16 protein-coding genes are annotated in these 17,187 nt (G+C 68.3%); 10 read left to right on the top strand and 6 right to left on the bottom strand.

Translation table 11 applies throughout. The annotated features are described in order from the left end of the window. Positions 1-33: 33 nt before the first annotated feature. Positions 34-942 (top strand): LysR family transcriptional regulator, encoded by a 909-nt coding sequence (locus tag JMF86_RS30395; protein ID WP_201317254.1) that lies wholly within the window; start codon positions 34-36, stop codon positions 940-942. A gap of 219 nt (positions 943-1,161) precedes the next feature. Here the strand turns inward: JMF86_RS30395 and JMF86_RS30390 are convergent, their stop codons facing one another. Further along, positions 1,162-1,845 carry a TetR/AcrR family transcriptional regulator gene (locus tag JMF86_RS30390; RefSeq protein ID WP_054928569.1) on the bottom strand — a complete coding sequence of 228 codons (684 nt, stop codon included), beginning with the start codon at positions 1,843-1,845 and terminating at the stop codon, positions 1,162-1,164. A gap of 52 nt (positions 1,846-1,897) precedes the next feature. On the opposite strand from JMF86_RS30390, the gene shc reads away from it, so the two are divergent. Continuing rightward, positions 1,898-3,952: a squalene--hopene cyclase gene (gene shc, locus JMF86_RS30385; protein ID WP_054928568.1), complete on the top strand. Its 2,055-nt coding sequence runs from the start codon at positions 1,898-1,900 to the stop codon at positions 3,950-3,952. Between the two features lie 82 nt (positions 3,953-4,034). Here shc and JMF86_RS30380 read toward each other — a convergent pair whose 3' ends face one another. Continuing rightward, positions 4,035-4,949 carry a LysR substrate-binding domain-containing protein gene (locus tag JMF86_RS30380; RefSeq protein ID WP_054928567.1) on the bottom strand — a complete coding sequence of 305 codons (915 nt, stop codon included), beginning with the start codon at positions 4,947-4,949 and terminating at the stop codon, positions 4,035-4,037. A 149-nt stretch (positions 4,950-5,098) separates the two neighbouring features. On the opposite strand from JMF86_RS30380, the gene JMF86_RS30375 reads away from it, so the two are divergent. From JMF86_RS30375 to JMF86_RS30355, 5 genes are all read left to right on the top strand, one after another. Continuing rightward, on the top strand, positions 5,099-6,223 hold the full coding sequence (locus JMF86_RS30375; protein ID WP_054928566.1) for an FAD-binding oxidoreductase: 1,125 nt from the start codon (positions 5,099-5,101) through the stop codon (positions 6,221-6,223). After that, positions 6,216-6,515, top strand: a complete 300-nt coding sequence (locus tag JMF86_RS30370) for a (2Fe-2S)-binding protein (RefSeq protein ID WP_054928565.1) — start codon at positions 6,216-6,218, stop codon at positions 6,513-6,515. Before JMF86_RS30375 ends, JMF86_RS30370 begins: the two co-directional genes overlap by 8 nt. Beyond that, positions 6,512-7,948 carry an NAD(P)/FAD-dependent oxidoreductase gene (locus tag JMF86_RS30365; protein WP_054928564.1) on the top strand — a complete coding sequence of 479 codons (1,437 nt, stop codon included), beginning with the start codon at positions 6,512-6,514 and terminating at the stop codon, positions 7,946-7,948. The genes JMF86_RS30370 and JMF86_RS30365 overlap by 4 nt, the downstream gene beginning before the upstream one ends. A gap of 40 nt (positions 7,949-7,988) precedes the next feature. After that, the gene (locus JMF86_RS30360; protein ID WP_054928563.1) at positions 7,989-8,771 is read left to right on the top strand and encodes an ABC transporter substrate-binding protein; all 783 of its coding nucleotides are present in this window, start codon (positions 7,989-7,991) and stop codon (positions 8,769-8,771) included. Positions 8,772-8,881: 110 nt separating this feature from the next. Next, on the top strand, positions 8,882-9,823 hold the full coding sequence (locus JMF86_RS30355; protein WP_054928562.1) for a LysR family transcriptional regulator: 942 nt from the start codon (positions 8,882-8,884) through the stop codon (positions 9,821-9,823). Here JMF86_RS30355 and JMF86_RS30350 read toward each other — a convergent pair. Together JMF86_RS30350 and JMF86_RS30345 are read right to left on the bottom strand one after the other, a co-directional pair. Further along, positions 9,816-10,130 (bottom strand): NIPSNAP family protein, encoded by a 315-nt coding sequence (locus JMF86_RS30350; RefSeq protein WP_006497967.1) that lies wholly within the window; start codon positions 10,128-10,130, stop codon positions 9,816-9,818. The genes JMF86_RS30355 and JMF86_RS30350 overlap by 8 nt on opposite strands. A 56-nt stretch (positions 10,131-10,186) precedes the next feature. Continuing rightward, the gene (locus JMF86_RS30345) at positions 10,187-11,350 is read right to left on the bottom strand and encodes an iron-containing alcohol dehydrogenase (protein ID WP_054928561.1); all 1,164 of its coding nucleotides are present in this window, start codon (positions 11,348-11,350) and stop codon (positions 10,187-10,189) included. Positions 11,351-11,578: 228 nt separating this feature from the next. Here JMF86_RS30345 and JMF86_RS30340 point away from each other — a divergent pair, with 228 nt between their 5' ends. Next, entirely contained in the window at positions 11,579-12,895 is a 1,317-nt protein-coding gene (locus JMF86_RS30340; RefSeq protein WP_054928560.1) for an MFS transporter, read from the top strand. Between the two features lie 67 nt (positions 12,896-12,962). On the opposite strand, the gene JMF86_RS30335 is transcribed toward JMF86_RS30340, so the two are convergent. After that, the gene (locus JMF86_RS30335) at positions 12,963-14,000 is read right to left on the bottom strand and encodes an aldo/keto reductase (RefSeq protein ID WP_054928559.1); all 1,038 of its coding nucleotides are present in this window, start codon (positions 13,998-14,000) and stop codon (positions 12,963-12,965) included. Between the two features lie 101 nt (positions 14,001-14,101). On the opposite strand from JMF86_RS30335, the gene JMF86_RS30330 reads away from it, so the two are divergent. After that, the gene (locus JMF86_RS30330; protein WP_054928558.1) at positions 14,102-15,013 is read left to right on the top strand and encodes a LysR family transcriptional regulator; all 912 of its coding nucleotides are present in this window, start codon (positions 14,102-14,104) and stop codon (positions 15,011-15,013) included. 60 nt (positions 15,014-15,073) lie between these two features. On the opposite strand, the gene JMF86_RS30325 is transcribed toward JMF86_RS30330, so the two are convergent. Continuing rightward, a complete protein-coding gene (locus tag JMF86_RS30325; RefSeq protein ID WP_054928557.1) occupies positions 15,074-16,657 on the bottom strand; it encodes an aldehyde dehydrogenase (NADP(+)) in 1,584 nt (527 codons plus the stop codon). Positions 16,658-16,936: 279 nt separating this feature from the next. Between JMF86_RS30325 and JMF86_RS30320 the strand changes: the two genes are divergently transcribed. Beyond that, entirely contained in the window at positions 16,937-17,158 is a 222-nt protein-coding gene (locus JMF86_RS30320) for a hypothetical protein (RefSeq protein ID WP_231691724.1), read from the top strand. The last annotated feature ends 29 nt before the right edge of the window (positions 17,159-17,187 follow it).

Below are 17,187 nucleotides of genomic sequence, written 5' to 3'. Positions count from 1 at the left end.
TCGGCATAGGCCTATGCTGTGGTGCATGAATCAATGGAAGACTTCAACGATCTGGTGGCGTTCATGGCGGTCGCGCGCGAACGCAATTTCACGCGGGCGGCCGCGCAACTCGGCGTGTCTCAATCGGCGTTGAGCCGAATGGTGCGGGCGCTGGAAGCACGCATGGGCATTCCGTTGCTGACGCGCACGACGCGCAGCGTATCGCCGACCGAGGCCGGCGAGCGGTTGCTGGAATCGATCGCCCCGCGCTTTCAGGAAATCGAGGCGGAGCTGGAGTCGCTGCGCGCGATGACGGATCAGCCGGCCGGCAACGTCCGGATCACCGCGACCGACTATGCGGCGAACGAATACGTGTGGCCGCGGCTGCAACCGCTGCTGCGTCGCTATCCCGCGCTCAAGGTCGAACTGGTGAACGACTATGGCCTGACCGATCTCGTCGCCGGCCGCTACGACATCGGCATACGGCTCGGCGACCAGGTCGCCAGGGACATGGTCGCGCAGCGTATCGCGCCGGACATGACGATGTCGATCATCGGTTCTCCCGATTACCTGGCGTCCCGACCCGTGACGAAAACGCCTCAGGACCTGACGCAACACAACTGCATCAACCTTCGGCTGCCGACCAGAAACGCGCTGCTATCGTGGGAGTTGAGCAAGGGGCGCCGCGAATTGCAGGTTCGCGTCGAAGGCCAACTGACGTTCAACAACGTCTATCAGATGGTCGACGCGGCGCTTGCGGGCTTCGGGCTCGCCTATGTGCCGAAGGATCTGGTCGCGCATCACGTTGACGCCGGCCGGCTCGGCTGGGTGCTGGAGGACTGGTTTCCGACGTTCGTCGGGCACCACGTCTATTACCCGAGCCGGCGCAAATCGTCGCGGGCCGTCGAGCTCGTGGTCGATGCGCTCAGGAGCGGGTATCAACGCAATGCGCGGCAAGCTTGAGCCGTCACGCCGGCGTGTCGACAGCCCGGCAGCGTTGGAAATGCGATGCCCGCATGGATGCGCCACCGCGGTATTGAACGGAAATCGAGCACCGCCGGCACCACCGCGTCGAGTAACGGGCAGACGTGATCGGCAATCACGGCTTCGATACGCGCGGTACGTCGAACAGCACCGTCGAGCGACGTGACTCGCCTGACGACCTCGATCCTGCGTCGCGCATCACTTCGGAAACACGCCCCTGCTCATCGCATCGAGCTGCCGAACGATCTCCGCGCGCAATTCGGTCGATACCTCGACGCTGTCGAGCAGTTCCGAAATCCACAACCCGTCGGCCGCGAGCCGGCAGATCATCAGCGTCGCGGCCTGCTGGAGCGGCACCGGGTCGGGCCGTGTCCATTCGCGCATCGGCACCGACCAGCGCGCACGCGTGTCCTGCTCGGTGATCATCGACGCGACCAGCACGCGCAGCACCTCGATACTCGCGGCCGGATTGGCCGCGTCGAGCACCGCATGCAGATACGCGCGCGCCGCCGCGCCGTCGCCGCTGGAATCGGCCGCCAACCGCGCGGCCAGCTGCGCGCCGAACCGGTCGGTCGCCTGCCCGAACAGCGCATCCAGCAGCCCCTGCTTGTTCGCGAAGTGATATTGCAGCGCGCCTTTCGTCACGCCGGCCCGTTCGGCCACCGCATCGAGCGTCAACGCGGCCACGCCGTGATGCGTCGCGATCTCCGACGCGGCCGCCAGCAATTGCGCGCGCACCTGGTCCGGCGCTTTTTTTCGCCGCACGCCGGCCACGGGCGCGGCCGGCGCCGATGATCCTTCGGAGGCCCGTGTATCGGGCGTTCCAGCCGGTTCGACAGGCGCGGACACGTCGCGCGCCGCGGGTTCGAGGCGTTTTTTCATGGTGCGGATGGTAGCACCGCGCGTCTCGAGATAAACATTCCGTCTGGATGGTATGATCCGCCGCATGAACAAATCGGCCCCCTCTTCCTGGTCCGCGCTCGACGCTGCCATCGCCCGTGGACGCGACGCACTCGTGCGCCTTCAGCAGCCCGACGGCAGCTGGTGTTTCGAACTCGAATCCGACGCGACGATCACCGCGGAATACATCCTGATGATGCATTTCATGGACCGGATCGACGACGTGCGCCAGCAGAAGATGGCGCACTACCTGCGCGCGAACCAGCGGCTCGACACGCACGGCGCCTGGGATCTGTACGTCGACGGCGCGCCGGACGTGTCGTGCAGCGTGAAGGCGTACTTCGCGCTGAAGGCGGCCGGCGACAGCGAACACGCGCCGCACATGATCCGCGCGCGCGACGCGATCCTGAAGCTCGGCGGCGCGGCCCGTTCGAACGTGTTCACGCGCATCCTGCTCGCGACGTTCGGCCAGGTGCCGTGGCGCGCGGCGCCGTTCATGCCGATCGAATTCGTGCTGTTCCCGAAGTGGGTGCCGATCTCGATGTACAAGGTCGCGTACTGGGCGCGCACGACGATGGTGCCGCTGCTGGTGCTGTGCTCGCTGAAGGCGCGTGCGCGCAATCCGCGCAACGTGTCGATCCGCGAGCTGTTCGTCACGCCGCCCGAACAGGAGCGCCACTACTTCCCGCCCGCGCGCGGCATGCGCCGGCTGTTCCTCGCGCTCGACCGCACGGTCCGCCCTATCGAGCCGCTGCTGCCGAAGCGTTTGCGCCAGCGCGCGATCCGGCATGCGGAAGCGTGGTGCGCGGAACGGATGAACGGCGAAGACGGGCTCGGCGGCATCTTCCCGCCGATCGTGTACAGCTACCAGATGATGCAGGTGCTCGGCTACCCGGACGACCATCCGCTGCGGCGCGATTGCGAGGACGCGCTGGAGAAGCTGCTGGTCACGCGGCCGGACGGCAGCATGTATTGCCAGCCGTGCCTGTCGCCGGTGTGGGACACCGCGTGGAGCACGATGGCGCTCGAGCAGGCGCGCGGCGTCGCGGCGCCGGAAACCGGCGACACGGCTTCCGGCGCACTGCGCGAACTCGACGAGCGCATCGCCCGCGCGTACGACTGGCTGGCCACGCGCCAGGTGAACGACCTGCGCGGCGACTGGATCGAGAACGCCCCGGCCGACGTCGAACCGGGGGGGTGGGCATTCCAGTACGCGAACCCGTACTACCCGGACATCGACGACACGGCGCTCGTCACCGCGATGCTCGATCGCCGCGGCCGCACGCATCGCCATGCGGACGGCACGAACCCGTATGCGTCGCGCGTCGCACGCGCGCTCGACTGGATGCGCGGGCTGCAATCGCGCAACGGCGGCTTCGCCGCGTTCGACGCGGACTGCGACCGCATGTATCTGAACGCGATTCCGTTCGCCGATCACGGCGCGCTGCTCGACCCGCCGACCGAGGACGTATCGGGCCGCGTGCTGCTGTGCTTCGGCGTGACGAAGCGCGCCGCAGACCGCGCGTCGCTCGCCCGCGCGATCGACTACGTGAAGCGCACGCAGCAGCCCGACGGCAGCTGGTGGGGCCGCTGGGGCACGAACTACCTCTACGGCACGTGGAGTGTGCTGGCCGGCCTCGCGCTCGCCGGCGAGGACAAGTCGCAGCCCTACATCACCCGCGCGCTCGACTGGCTGCGCGCGCGGCAGCATACGGACGGCGGCTGGGGCGAGACCAACGACAGCTACATCGATCCGAAGCTGGCCGGCACGAACGGCGGCGAGAGCACGTCGAACTGCACCGCGTGGGCGCTGCTCGCGCAGATGGCGTTCGGCGACTGCGAATCCGATTCGGTGAAGCACGGCATCGCGTATCTGCAGTCGGTGCAGCAGGAAGACGGCTTCTGGTGGCACCGCTCGCACAATGCGCCGGGCTTTCCGCGCATCTTCTACCTGAAGTATCACGGCTATACCGCTTACTTCCCGCTGTGGGCGCTCGCGCGTTATCGACGGCTGGCGGGGGCGAAGGATGCGGACGCAACCAAGTCGCCTGCATCCGCCACACCGGTAACGGACAACGCGCTCGCCTGAGCCGGAATCCCGGCCGAAACGGCAACGCGCCGGCACGCCCGACGGCGTCCGGCGCGCTCGAGACGATTTCCCCCCCTCCTGCTTACGCGTCGCGCAGCGCCCGCATCCGCGCGAACGCGTCGCGCAAATCCGCGCAGAACGCATCGCCGAGCATCGACAGCGGCTGCGACGCGGACGTCACCAGATAGAAGTGATCGGGCACGGCCGGCTCGAACGGCTTGACGGCCACGCGCTGCCCCGCATACGCGGCCGTCACCGGATCGATCAGCGCGACGCCGGCACCGTTCGCGACGAACGCGACGATCGTCTGCGACAGTTGCGCCTCGATCGACAGCACGCGCGACACGCCGGCTTCGACGAATACGCGATCGATCGCGCTGCGCGCCTCGAAACTCGGCGGAAACGAGATGAACGCTTCGTCGCGCAGGTCGGCCGGCCGCACCACGCGTTTGCGCGCGAGCCGATGCCCACGCGGCACGATGCAGCGCATCGCGCTTTCCGCGAGCCGCTCGCCGCGCACGGCCGGATGCGGGACGGGTTCAGCGATCAGCCCGACATCGCATTGCCCCGACGCGACCTTGTCGACGACGGTGGACGCACTGTGCGCGAGCAACGTGATGTCGACCCCCGGATGCGCGTGCGAGAAATGCGTGACGAGCTGCGGCAGCAGGTCGAGCGCGACGGCCGGCGAGCCGGCCACGCGCAGCGTGCCGCGCCGCATCGCGCGGATCTGCTCGGCGGCCTGCGCGACGCGGTCGAGGCCGACGAACGCGCGTTCGACCTCCTCGTACAGCACACGCGCCTGCGCGGTCGGCGTGAAGCGCCCCTGCTGCCGCTCGAACAGCACGAAGCCGACCCGGTCCTCGAGATCGGCGATCAGCCGGCTCACGGCCGGCTGCGAGATATGGAGATCGCGTGCCGCACGCGTGACGGTATGGCGCTGCATCACTGCGCGAAACGCTTCGATCTGGCGAATCCTGAGCGAGGGCGTGGTCATAACACTGGATTATGGGTCGTTGATCAAGCTGTATTGGACAGCCCATTTTGCCTGCCCGAAAATCGGTTCCGCAACGTATTGAAAGCAAGGAGCCGCGCCACCATGGGATATAACACGCAACCGCCTCACCCGCGATACCGGAGCCGCGCATGACCGTGCGCCGCTTCGACGTCGTCGTGGCCGGCGGCGGTCTCGTCGGCATGGCCATCGCGTGGGGCATCGCGCGTCTCGGCCAGCGCGTCGCGGTGTGCGACGGCGACGACATCGCGTTTCGCGCGGCGCGCGGCAATTTCGGGCTCGTGTGGGTGCAGGGCAAGGGCGGCCGCTGCCTGCCGTATGCGCGCTGGTCGCGCGAATCGTCCGAGCGCTGGCACGCTTTCGCCGCGCAGTTGCAGCGCGAAACGGGCGTGGACTGCGCGTTCGAGCGCCCGGGCGGCATCGAGCTGTTCGAGCAGCGCGCGGAACTCGACAGCGCGACCGACCTGCTCGAATCGCTGCGCCGGCAGGAAGCCGCGCTGTCGTACGAGGTGCTCGATCCGGCGGCGCTGCGCCGGCGCGTTCCCGCGGCGTCGCCGTCGCTGGCCGGCGCGCTGTGGTCGCCGAACGACGGTCACGCGAATCCGCTCACCACGCTGCGCGCGATGCTGCAGGCGTTTCAGCAGTGCGGCGGCGTCTATCTGCCGCGCAGCGAAGTCACCGAGATCCGGCCGCGCGCCGGGCGCTTCGAGATCGACACGCACCACGCGCAGCTCGAAGCCGGGCGCGTGGTGCTCGCGGCCGGCCTCGACAACGCGCGGCTCGCGCCGATGGTCGACCTGCGCGCACCGATCTCGCCGCTGCGCGGCCAGATCATGGTCACCGAACGCCTCGCGCCGTTTCTCGACTATCCGACACTCGTCGTCCGGCAAACGCCGGAAGGCTCGGTGCTCCTCGGCGATTCGGCCGAAGACGTCGGCTTCGACGACGGCCAGACACGCCCCGCGATGGTCGACATCGCACGCCGCGCCCGCACCGCGTTCCCGGCGCTGGCCCATGCGCGCATCGTGCGCGCGTGGGGTGCGCTGCGCATCATGACGCCCGACGGCCTGCCCGTCTACGAGGCGTCGGCCACGTACCCCGGCGCGTTCATCGCGATCTGCCACAGCGGCGTGACGCTCGCGGCGACTCACGCCGATCTCGTCGCGCCGTGGATCGCAGGCGGCGCCGCGCCGGCCGACCTGTCCGCCTTTACCACCGCGCGCTTCGCCGCGCCCACGGAAGCCCGGCATGTTTGAACCGCTCATTCCCGCCGCCGCGCTGCTCGAGCGCGTGCGCATCCATATCGACGGCACGCCGCACGACGTACCCGCGCATTACAGCGTCGCGGCCGCGATGCTCGCCGCCGGCTCGGCCGCGTGCCGCACGAGCGCCGTGAGCGGCGCGCCGCGCGGCCCGTTCTGCATGATGGGCGTGTGCTTCGACTGCCTCGTCGAAATCGACGGCGTACCGAACGTGCAAGGCTGCATGACGCCCGTTGCCGTCGGCATGCAGGTGCGCGCGATGCACGGCAAGGCGAGGCTCGCATGACGCGCCGCCAGTGCGACCTGCTGATCGTCGGCGCCGGGCCGGCCGGCATGGCGGCGGCGACTGCCGCGCGTGCGGCCGGCTTGTCGGTCGTCGTCGCGGATGAAGGACGCGCGCCCGGCGGCCAGATCTACCGCAACGTGGCCGATGCGCCGGCGCCGCTCGCGCAATGGCTTGGCGCCGACTACACGGCGGGCCGCCCGCTCGTCGACGGCCTGCTCGCCAGCGGCGCGCATTACGTGCCGCGCAGCGTCGTGTGGCAAATCGCGTTCGAACCGGCGCCCGTCGCGATGCTCACGCAAGGCGGCCCGGCGCGCGGCACGCTCGAAATCGGCGCGCGCGCGGTGCTGATCGCGACCGGCACGCAGGAGCGGCCGTGGCCGGTACCCGGCTGGACGTTGCCCGGCGTGATGGGCGTCGGCGCCGCGCAGACGCTGTTGAAGGCGTCCGGCCTCGCGCCGTCCGCCGACGCCGTGCTCGCGGGCAGCGGCCCGCTGCTGTGGCTGTTCGCCGCGCAATTGCTGAATGCCGGCCGGCGCGTGCGCGCGCTGGTCGACACGACACCGCGCGATGCGTGGCGCCGCGCGCTCCCGCATGCGCTGCCGGCGCTGCGCGGCGCCGACTATCTGCTCAAGGGCTGGCGCATGCTGCGCGCGGTGCGCCGCGCCGGGATTCCGGTGTATCGCGGCGCGACCGACGTCCGCATCGACGGCGAAAGCCGCGCCGAACGCATCCGCTTTCGCGACGAAGACGGCATCGTGCAAACGCTCGACACGTCGCTCGTGCTGCTGCATCAGGGCGTCATTCCGTCGACGCAGCTTGCCCGCTCGCTCGGCTGCGCACACGAATGGGACGAATCGTCGGCATGCTGGCGGCCTCAGTGCGACGCGCGCGGCCGCAGCAGCGTGCCGCACGTGTGGATCGCAGGCGACGGCGCGGGCATCGGCGGCGCGCGGGCGGCGGCACTCGCCGGCGAAGTGTCGGCGCTCGACATCGCCGCGCAACTCGGCGCGCTCGACACGCAACGGCAGGCCGCACGCGAACGCCCGGTGCTGCGCGCGTTGCACCGCCACCTCGCGGTGCGCCCGCTGCTCGACGCGCTGTACACGCCGCCCGCCGCGCTGCGCCGCCCCGACGACGACACGATCGTGTGCCGCTGCGAGGAAGTCACGGCCGGCGAGATCCGCCAGCTCGCGGCGCTCGGCTGTCAGGGGCCGAACCAGATGAAGGCGTTTACGCGCTGCGGCATGGGTCCGTGCCAGGGACGCTGGTGCGGCACGACGGTCGGCGAGCTGATCGCCGACGTGCAGCAGCGCGGCGTCGGCGACGTCGGTCACTACCGGATTCGCGCGCCGATCAAGCCGGTCACCGTCGGCGAGATGGCCGACGCGCTCGAACTGTCGAACGATTTTCAGCGCGGCGAATTCCCGAGCTGACGTGCACGCCCACTCTTCCCCACACGAACGGAGCCTGACCATGAAGACGCGCCTCACGATTCTCCTGTCCGCCGCCGCGATGGCCTTCGCGTCGCTGGCGTCGGCGAAGGAATGGACGACCATCCGCATCGGCGTCGACCCCACCTATCCGCCGTTCGAATCGACCGCGACCGACGGCAGCGTGAAAGGCTTCGACATCGATCTCGGCAACGCGCTGTGCGCGAAGCTGAAGGCGAAATGCGTGTGGGTGTCGAGCAGTTTCGACGGGCTGATTCCGGGGCTGCAGGCGCGCAAGTTCGACGTGATCCTGTCGTCGATGGCCGCGACCGAACAGCGGCGCCAGCAGATCGACTTCACCGATCGCCTGTACCGCAACCAGACGCGGCTGATCGCGCGCACCGGGTCGGGGCTGCTGCCGGACGCGGCGAAGCTCGCCGGCAAGCGCGTCGCGGTCGAACAGGGCACGGTCCAGGAAACCTATGCGCGTGAGAAGTGGGCGCCCGCGAAGGTCGAGGTCGTGCCGTATCCGAGCTACGACCAGGCGTATGCGGACCTCGTCACGGGGCGCGTCGACGGCGTGCTGATGGACGCCGTGCAAGGCCAGCTGGGGTTCCTCGCGACGCCGCGCGGCAAGGGCTTCTCGTTCGCGGGCGGCGTGGTGTACGACGCGAAGATCATGGGCAACGGCGATGCGGCCGGCGTGCGCAAGGCCGACACCGACCTGCGCGATGCGCTGAATCGCGCCATCGCGCAGATTCGCGGCGACGGCACCTACAACACGATCCAGGCGAAATATTTCGACTTCGACATGTACGGGAACTGACGGCAGCGCGGGTGTTCCGATGGCCGGAAAACCCACTGTTTCTTGGTGATCCTCACGATCGTTTACGCGCCGGACGGGCTATAATGCGCGCTTTCGGTTTGGTCGTTGCCATGAAGCCGCTGGCCGTTCCCTCCCTCGCCAATATCGCCTCGCGCCTTCGCCTCAAGCAGCTCAAACTGCTGATCGCGCTCGAAAACCACGGCTCGCTGCACAAGGCCGCCGAAGAGATCGCGATCTCGCAGCCCGGCGCCACCAAGGTGCTGCGCGAGATCGAGGACATCCTCGGCATGCCGCTGTTCGAGCGGCAGCCGAAAGGCCTCGTCGCGAACGATCTCGGCCGCTGCGTCACGCGCTACGCGCGCCTCATCTACAGCGATCTCGAACACCTGCATACCGAAGTGCTCGCGCTCACGCAGGGGCATGGCGGCCATCTCGCGGTCGGCGTGATCATGGGCGCGGTGCCGCTGCTCACGCGCGCACTGACCGACCTGCGCCGGCGTCAGCCGAACCTGTCGGTCGAAATCGTCGAAGGCACCAGCGCGAGCCTGCTCGCGCTGATCGACGACGGCCGCATCGACCTCGCGATCTGCCGCAACGGCAACAGCCGCCGCCCGGAAGCGTACGACTACGTGCCGCTGAAATCCGAACCGCTCGCGGTCGTGACCGCGCGCACGCATGCGCTGGCCGGGCGCGACGCGCTGACGCTGCGCGATCTCACCGATGCGGAATGGGTCGCGTATCCGGTCAACACGCCGATGCGGCTCGCGCTCGAACGCGCACTGGCAGATGCGGGCATCGAGGTGCCGCGCTATCCGATCGAAACCGCGTCGACGTTCGCGACGCTCACGCTGCTGCAGGAGAACCCCGAGCTGGTGGCCGTGATCCCGCGCGAGGTCGCCGAGTTCGGCGAGCGCTTCGGCCTGGTTGCGTGCCTGCCCGTCGCGATTGCGGCGCTCGACGAGCCGTACGGCGTCGTCGCCCGTACCTTCGCGCACCTGTCGCCCGGCGCGCGGCTGCTCGTCGAAACGCTGCAGAGTCCCCTGCTTACCTGATCGGCGAGAACGCGGCCGGCCGCAGCAGCTTCGACTCCATCTTCTCGAGCATCGGGAACGCCTTCGGCACGAACTTCTCGAGCCAGTCCGGATCCTCGTACAACGCGGTACGGCGCTTGATGCGATCGTCCAGGCTTTCGTATGCCCAGATATGGACGACCTGGTTCAGTTCGCCGATTTCCGTGTACCACCAGCCGACGAGCGTCGCATAGCGGGAGATCACCGGCAGCCCTTCCTTCTCGAAGTGCCGCAGGTATTCGTTCATCTTGCCGATCTGGACCGTGTAGGTCCGCATTTCGTAATACATGACTGCTCCTGGTTGAATCGAATCGGGTAAGCGGGTTCCGTGCGGGATGCGCGCGATCAGCGATCGCCGCCGTACGCGGCGCGGATGATGTCTTCGACGTCGCGCGCGGTCGTCAGCCGCGGGTTGACCAGCACGTTGCCGCTGCGCATCGAGTCGGCCACCATCTGCGGCAGGTGCGCGAGATCGACGCCGAGCTCGCGGATGTTCGACGGAATCGCGAGCGCGCGATTGAGCTCGACGATCTGCTCCACCAGTGCGCGCGCGGCCGTTTCCGCATCGACGCCGGTCACGTCGCCGCCGAGCGCTTCCGCGATGTCGCGGTACAGCGCCGGGCAGGCCGGCCGGTTGAAGTCGATCACGTACGGCAGCAGCGCCGCGTTCGCGATGCCGTGCGCGATGTTGAACACGCCGCCCATCGTGTGCGAGATCGCGTGCACGTTGCCGAGCTTCGATTGTGAAAACGCGACGCCGGCCAGGAACGAGCCGAGCAGCATGTCCTCGCGCGCCGCGAGATCGGAGCCGACGTAGTACGCGCTGCGCAGGCTGCGCCCGATCAGGCGGATCGCACCCAGCGCGAGCGACTGGCTCACCGGGTTCGCCTGCTTCGAGACGTACGACTCGATCGCATGCGTGAGCGCATCCATGCCGGTAGCCGCGGTGATCGCGGCCGGCAGCTTCAGCGTGAGTTCCGCATCGAGGATCGCGAGCTTCGGGAACAGCTTGTGGCTGACGATCACGGTCTTGAACAGCGTTTTCTGGTTCGTGAACACCGTCGACGCCGTGCATTCGCTACCGGTGCCCGACGTGGTCGGGATCGCGAAGATCGGCAGCGGTTCGTCCGGAATCTTGTTGTAGCCCTCGTAGTCGAGAATCGTGCCGCCGTTGGTGGCCATCGCGGCCACGCCCTTCGCGGTGTCGATGCTGCTGCCGCCGCCCACGCCGATCACGGCCGTGCAGCGATGTTCCTTCAGGAACGTCAGCGCGTTGTCGAGCACGGCCGTGCTCGGGTTCGCCTCGACGCCCGAGAAGATTTCGTAGGCGACGTCCGCGTCGCGCAGCGACGCGAAGAACCCTTCGAGCACGCCGCTCTTGATCAGGCCTTCGTCGGTCACGACCAGCAGCTTGCCGCTGAACAGCGGCTTCAGCAGGTCGCCGGCCTGCCGGGCGAGGCCGTTACCGAATTTCAGCGTGGTGGGAAAGAAATATTGGAATGGGTTCATGGTGCTTTCTCCGTGTGAAGTCTCCGCACCGAACACTACAAGCGGCCGATTGCCGCCGGTAATGAAAAAACCGGATCGCCCGATAACGCCCGCTTATTCCCCGCGCGCGCCGCGCCGTTTGGTTATCACGCGATCACGAAGCGTCATTAGGCAAGACGCGGCCGTGCCCCTACAGTCGCTGCACGGGACGATGTCATCGCCCCTGCAACCATAACGACGGAGACACGCATGCCCCCCTCGAATTCCCCCGCCGTCCCGGCCGCGGCGCCCGCGTCGCTCGACGCGTCGGCACGGCCGACCAACGTCCGCTGGCGCATCTTCCTGCTCATGCTGCTGCTGGTCGCGATCAACTACATCGACCGCGCGTCGCTGTCGGTCGCGATGCCGCTGATCGCGCCGGAATTCAACCTGTCGCCGGCACTCGAAGGCCTGATGCTGAGCGCGTTCTTCTGGTCGTACGCGCTGATGCAGATTCCGGTCGGCGTGATGCTCGACCGCTATCACACGCGCGGCATCATCGCGACCGCGACGCTCGCGTGGGGCGCGTTCCAGGCGCTCGGCGCGGCGTCGCACAACTGGATCCTGCTGATGCTCACGCGCATGGGCCTCGGCTTCTCCGAATCACCGGTGTTCCCCGCCGGCGCGAAGCTGATCGGCACGTGGCTCACGCCGCACGAACGCGGCCGCGGCGCAGTGCTCGTCGACGGCGGCGCGCCGCTCGGCAGCGCGCTCGGCGCGATCCTGATTTCCGGGCTGATCGCCTGGTTCGGGTCGTGGCGCATCGCGTTCGTGATCGCGGGCATCGGCACGATGCTGGTGGGCGTGCTCGTGTGGCGCTACATCCGCAACCATCCGTCCGAGCATCCGGGCGTGAATGCGGCCGAGCTCGAACACATCACGCGCGCGAATGCGCCGACGCAAGCCACCGGCGAACGCGTGCCGCTGCGCGAGCTGGTGAAGGACCGCTCGGTGCTCGCGATGTTCGCCGGCTACAGCTGCATCCTCGCAGTGTTCTACGGGCTGCTGACGTGGATGCCGAGCTACCTGCACAAGACCTACGGCTTCAACATCGCGACGACGGGCGGCGCGACCTTCATCATCTTCATGTCGGGCTTCGTCGGCGAACTGATCGGCGGCACCATCGGCGATCGCTGGAAGGCGTCGGGCGCCTCGCCGAACCTGGTGATGCGCACGATGTTCAGCGGCTCGTCGCTGATCGCGGCTGCGTGCATTCTCGCGGCGGCCTATATCGCGAACGCAAACGCGGTCGTGCTGCTGCTGAGCATCGCGATGTTCTTCATCCGCTTCTGCGGGATGTACTGGAGCCTGCCGGCGATCGTCGGCGGTCCGGCGCGCGCCGGCGTACTCGGCGGCACGATGAATTTTTGCGGCAGCATGGTCGGCGTCGTGGTGCCGATCCTGATCGGCGTGATCGTCCAGTGGTCGGGCTCGTACTTCCTCGCGCTGCTGTTCTTCGTCGCGATGGCCGTGCTGATCGCGGTGTTCTCCAGCCTGATCGACTATCGGCCACGCGCGCACGGCTGACGCTCGAGCGACTGACCTTCCCCTTCTCGAAACGACGAGGCCCGTGCAAGCGGGCCTCGTCACGTCGTCAGCGGCTTTCCGCCGTCAGGCGATCGATCGGCAACGGCGCATCGGCCGCGACGAGCCGCTGCTCGCGCATCTCCCGCCAGAAATCGGCGGGAATATCGAACGCCAGCGCCGCGGCATCTTCCGCGATCCGCTCCGGACGGCTCGCGCCCGGAATCACCGCGGCGGCCGCCGGATGCGCGAGCACGAACTGCAGCGCGGCAGCCTTGACCGGCACGCCGTGGCGCGCGGCCACCGCGTTGATCCGACCGACCTTCGCGAGGATTTCCGGCGAAGCCTTCCGGTATTCGAAGTGCGCGCCGCCGACGAGCACGCCCGAGCTGTACGGGCCGCCGACGACGATCCCGACGTTCTGCGCGGCCGCCGCCGGCATCACGCGCTGCAGCGCGCGTTCGTGATCGAGCAGCGTGTAGCGGCCGGCCAGCAGCATGCCGTCCGGCTGAGGTTCGGTGAGGTCGAGCACCAGCTCGATCGGCTCGACACGGTTCACGCCGAGACCCCACGCACCGATCACGCCTTCCTCGCGCAGCTTGCCCAGCACGCGGAATGCGCCCTTGCGCGCCGCCTCGAACTGCGCGAGCCACTCGTCACCGTAAATGTCCTGTGCGACGTCGTGCACCCACACGATGTCGAGACGATCCGTGCGCAGCCGCTTCAGGCTGTCCTCGATCGAGCGCAGCGTCGCGTCGGCCGAGTAGTCGCTCACCAGCCGGTTCGCACGGCCGTGCGCGAAGATCCCGCTCTTCTCGCCGTAGTCGCGCGTCGTCGCATCCTCCATGTCGTCGAGCACGATGCGGCCCACCTTCGTGCTGATGAAGTAATCGTCGCGACGCTGGCCGGCCAGCGCGTCGCCGAGGCGCGCTTCGGCCAGACCCGCGCCGTATGACGGCGCGGTGTCGAAGTAACGGATGCCGCGCGCCCACGCGGCTTCGACGGTGGCGATCGCTTCCGCGTCGGGAATGTCGCGGAACATGTTGCCGAGCGGCGCCGCGCCGAAACCGAGCCGGTTGTCGGCGGGCAGCGTGTCTTTGAGACCCATGCTTTTCTCCGGGTGGGACAGGAAAGTGAGCCCAGTCTAGGTTGCACGGATGAGTCTGTCCAAGACATAATTCAGCATACTTGAGTCTCATAAGGTCTTACATGCTCGACATCCGCCAGCTTCAATATTTCATCGCGGTCGCGGAAGAGGAACACGTCGGTCGTGCGGCCGAACGCCTACACATTTCGCAGTCGCCGCTCAGCCGCCAGATCGCGCAGCTCGAGGAAAAACTCGGTCTGACGCTGTTCGAACGCAGCCAGCAGCGCATTCGTCTGACGCGTGACGGACGCACGTTCCTCAGCGAAGCGCATGCGTTCCTGCGCCATGCGAACCGGCTCGAATCGCTCGCGCGCCGGCTCGGCCGCGGCGACGAAGGCGGCCTGTGCATCGGCTACCTGGAAACGGCCACCCACTCGGGCGTGCTGCCGCGCGCGCTGAAAACGCTGCGCGCCGAGCGCCCGTCGGTGCATATCGCGCTGTACAACTATCAATCCGCCGCGCAGCTCGAAGGCCTGCGCGAACGCAGCCTCGACATCGCGCTCGTGACCGAGCCGCCCGCGCCGGACGATCCCGAACTCGATTCGACGATGGTGCTGAACGATCCGATGCTGCTCGCGATGCCCGACGGACACCCGCTCGCGAAAAAGAAGACGCTCGTCGCCGACGATCTCGCCGCACAGGCGTGGATCGGCGTCACGCAGCAGGAAAGCGCGCCGCGTCACGGCGCGTTCGTCGCGGCCTGTGCGAAGGCCGGTTTTTCGCCGGACATTTCGGTGGAGGCGACCGAGCCGCTCGCGGCGCTCGGGCTCGTCGCCGCGGGGCTCGGCGTGACGATGATCCAGCAAAGCCTGCGTCACCAGGTGCCGGAAGGCGTCGTGCTGCGCGAGCTGCCGTGGTTCAGCTACCGCACGCCGCTGTGGGCCGCATGGCACAAGGTCAACCTGCGGCCGCTGGTCGGCATCTTCCGCGAGATCCTGACCGGCGAGGAGCTCGTCGCGGCAGTCGGCAAGTAGGCCCGTGAAAACGCGCGGCGCCGTTGCATCGCGGCGCCCCGCTTGCCCCTCGCGCGCCGCTTACTTCGCGAGCGTGACCTTGCCGTCGAACAGGCGGTTGAGCGCCCATGGATTGCTCGTTCGCAATGCATCGGGAAGCAGCGCATCCGGCATGTCCTGATAGCTGACCGGCCGCAGGAAACGGCGGATCGCGAGACTGCCGACCGACGTCGAGCGCCCGTCCGCGGTGGACGGATACGGGCCGCCGTGCACCATCGCATGCGCGACCTCGACGCCGGTGCCAAAGCCGTTGACCAGCACGCGGCCCGCACGCCGCTCCAGCGCCGGCAGGAACGTGCGCGCGTCCGCGTAATCGGCTTCGTCGAGATGGATCGCCGCCGTCAGTTGCCCTTCCAGCGACTCGATCAGCGCGAGCATCGTCTTCAGGTCCGGGCACCGGACGATCAGCGACGCCGCGCCAAAAATCTCCTCGTGCAATGCCTTCGATTCGCGGAACGCATCGGCGCTCGTCACGAACAGCGCGCCCTGCCCCTGGTTCGCACCGGTCGGCGCGTTCGCGCGCGCGAGGGTCTGCACCTGCGGATGCTGCGCGAACGCCGCGACCGCGCGTTCGAACGCCTGGTGAATACCCGGCGTGAGCATCGTGGCGGCCGGCGCCTGCGCGAGCCGCTCGGCCGCCGCCGCGATGAAGCGTTCGAGCGCCGGCCCCTCCACCGCGAAGATCAGCCCCGGGTTCGTGCAGAACTGGCCCGCGCCGAGCGTCAACGACTGCACGAACGCCTGCGCGATCGCCTCGCCGCGCTGCTCCAGCGCATGCGGGAACAACAGCACGGGGTTGATGCTGCTCATCTCCGCATAGACGGGGATCGGCTCGGGACGCGCATTCGCGATCGCGATCAGCTCGGTCCCGGCATGGCGCGAACCGGTGAAGCCGACCGCCTTGATGCGGCGGTCGCGCACGAGCCCCTGACCGATTTCGCGGCCGCTGCCGAACAGCAGCGAGAACGTGCCTTCCGGCATCCCGCACGCGTTCACGGCCTGCTGCACGGCCATCCCGACGAGTTCCGACGTGCCGGGGTGCGCCGAGTGCGCCTTCACGATCACCGGGCAGCCGGCCGCGAGCGCGGACGCCGTATCACCGCCCGCCACCGAAAATGCGAGCGGGAAGTTGCTCGCGCCGAATACCGCGACCGGGCCGATGCCGATATGACGCAGGCGCAAATCGGGACGCGGCGCCGGCTGGCGTTCCGGTTGCGCCGGATCGATGCGCGCTTCGAGGTAGTCGCCCGCGCGCACCACGTCGGCGAACATGCGCAACTGGCCGATCGTGCGGCCGCGCTCGCCTTCGACCCGCGCGCGAGGCAGGCCCGATTCGGCGACGCAGCGCTCGACCAGCGCATCGCCGAGCGCGAGGATGTTGGCCGCGATCGCTTCGAGAAACCGCGCGCGTGCTTCGGGCGAGGTCTCGCGATACGCGTCGAAGGCCGCCCAGGCCAGCGCGCATGCTTCGTCGAGATCGACGACGGTCGCACCGCCGAACGCGGGCTCCATGCGTTCGCCGCTCGCCGCGTCGATCGCATACGTGACGCCCTGGGTGCCGCGCCGCGCGCGCTGACCGATCAGCAAGTTGCCTGCGATGTTCATTTCCGTTTCCTGTGTGGATCAATCGACTGAATGCGTTGGCGTCGACGCGAATGCGGCGCCGCCACGAGTGACCACGATGGTTTCAAACCCGCCCGACCCGCGTCAATACTTCGCGCATGACAGCTTTTCATAGCGCTATGAGCGGCTCTCAATACCGGATACGCGGCACGATTCTTATACTGGCCCGCGACGCGCCGCACCGGACGCGCCCGTCCGACGTCGAATATCCACACGGCAAACTGCCCCGAGTTCACGTCGGCCACGACGATGGAGACGATCATGTGTGTGCAAAAACCGGCCAACGGCCCCGACGTCAGGCGCCTGCTCGACGGCCTGCCGACCAACTGGGGCAAATGGGGCCTCGACGATGAAGCCGGCGCGCTGAACTATCTGCAATCCGAACAGGTGATGCCCGGCATCGCCGCCGTGCGCCAGGACCGGACCTTCACGCTGCAGGTGGACATCGGCCACGCACCGGTCAATCCGCTGGTGATCAAATAACGCAGGCGGGCCGTGCCCGGGCACATCGC

The organism is Burkholderia sp. E168m15 (genome assembly GCF_016586105.1).
Taxonomy (GTDB): Bacteria; Pseudomonadota; Gammaproteobacteria; order Burkholderiales; family Burkholderiaceae; genus Burkholderia; species Burkholderia orbicola.
This window is presented reverse-complemented; position numbering and strand designations above follow the sequence as displayed.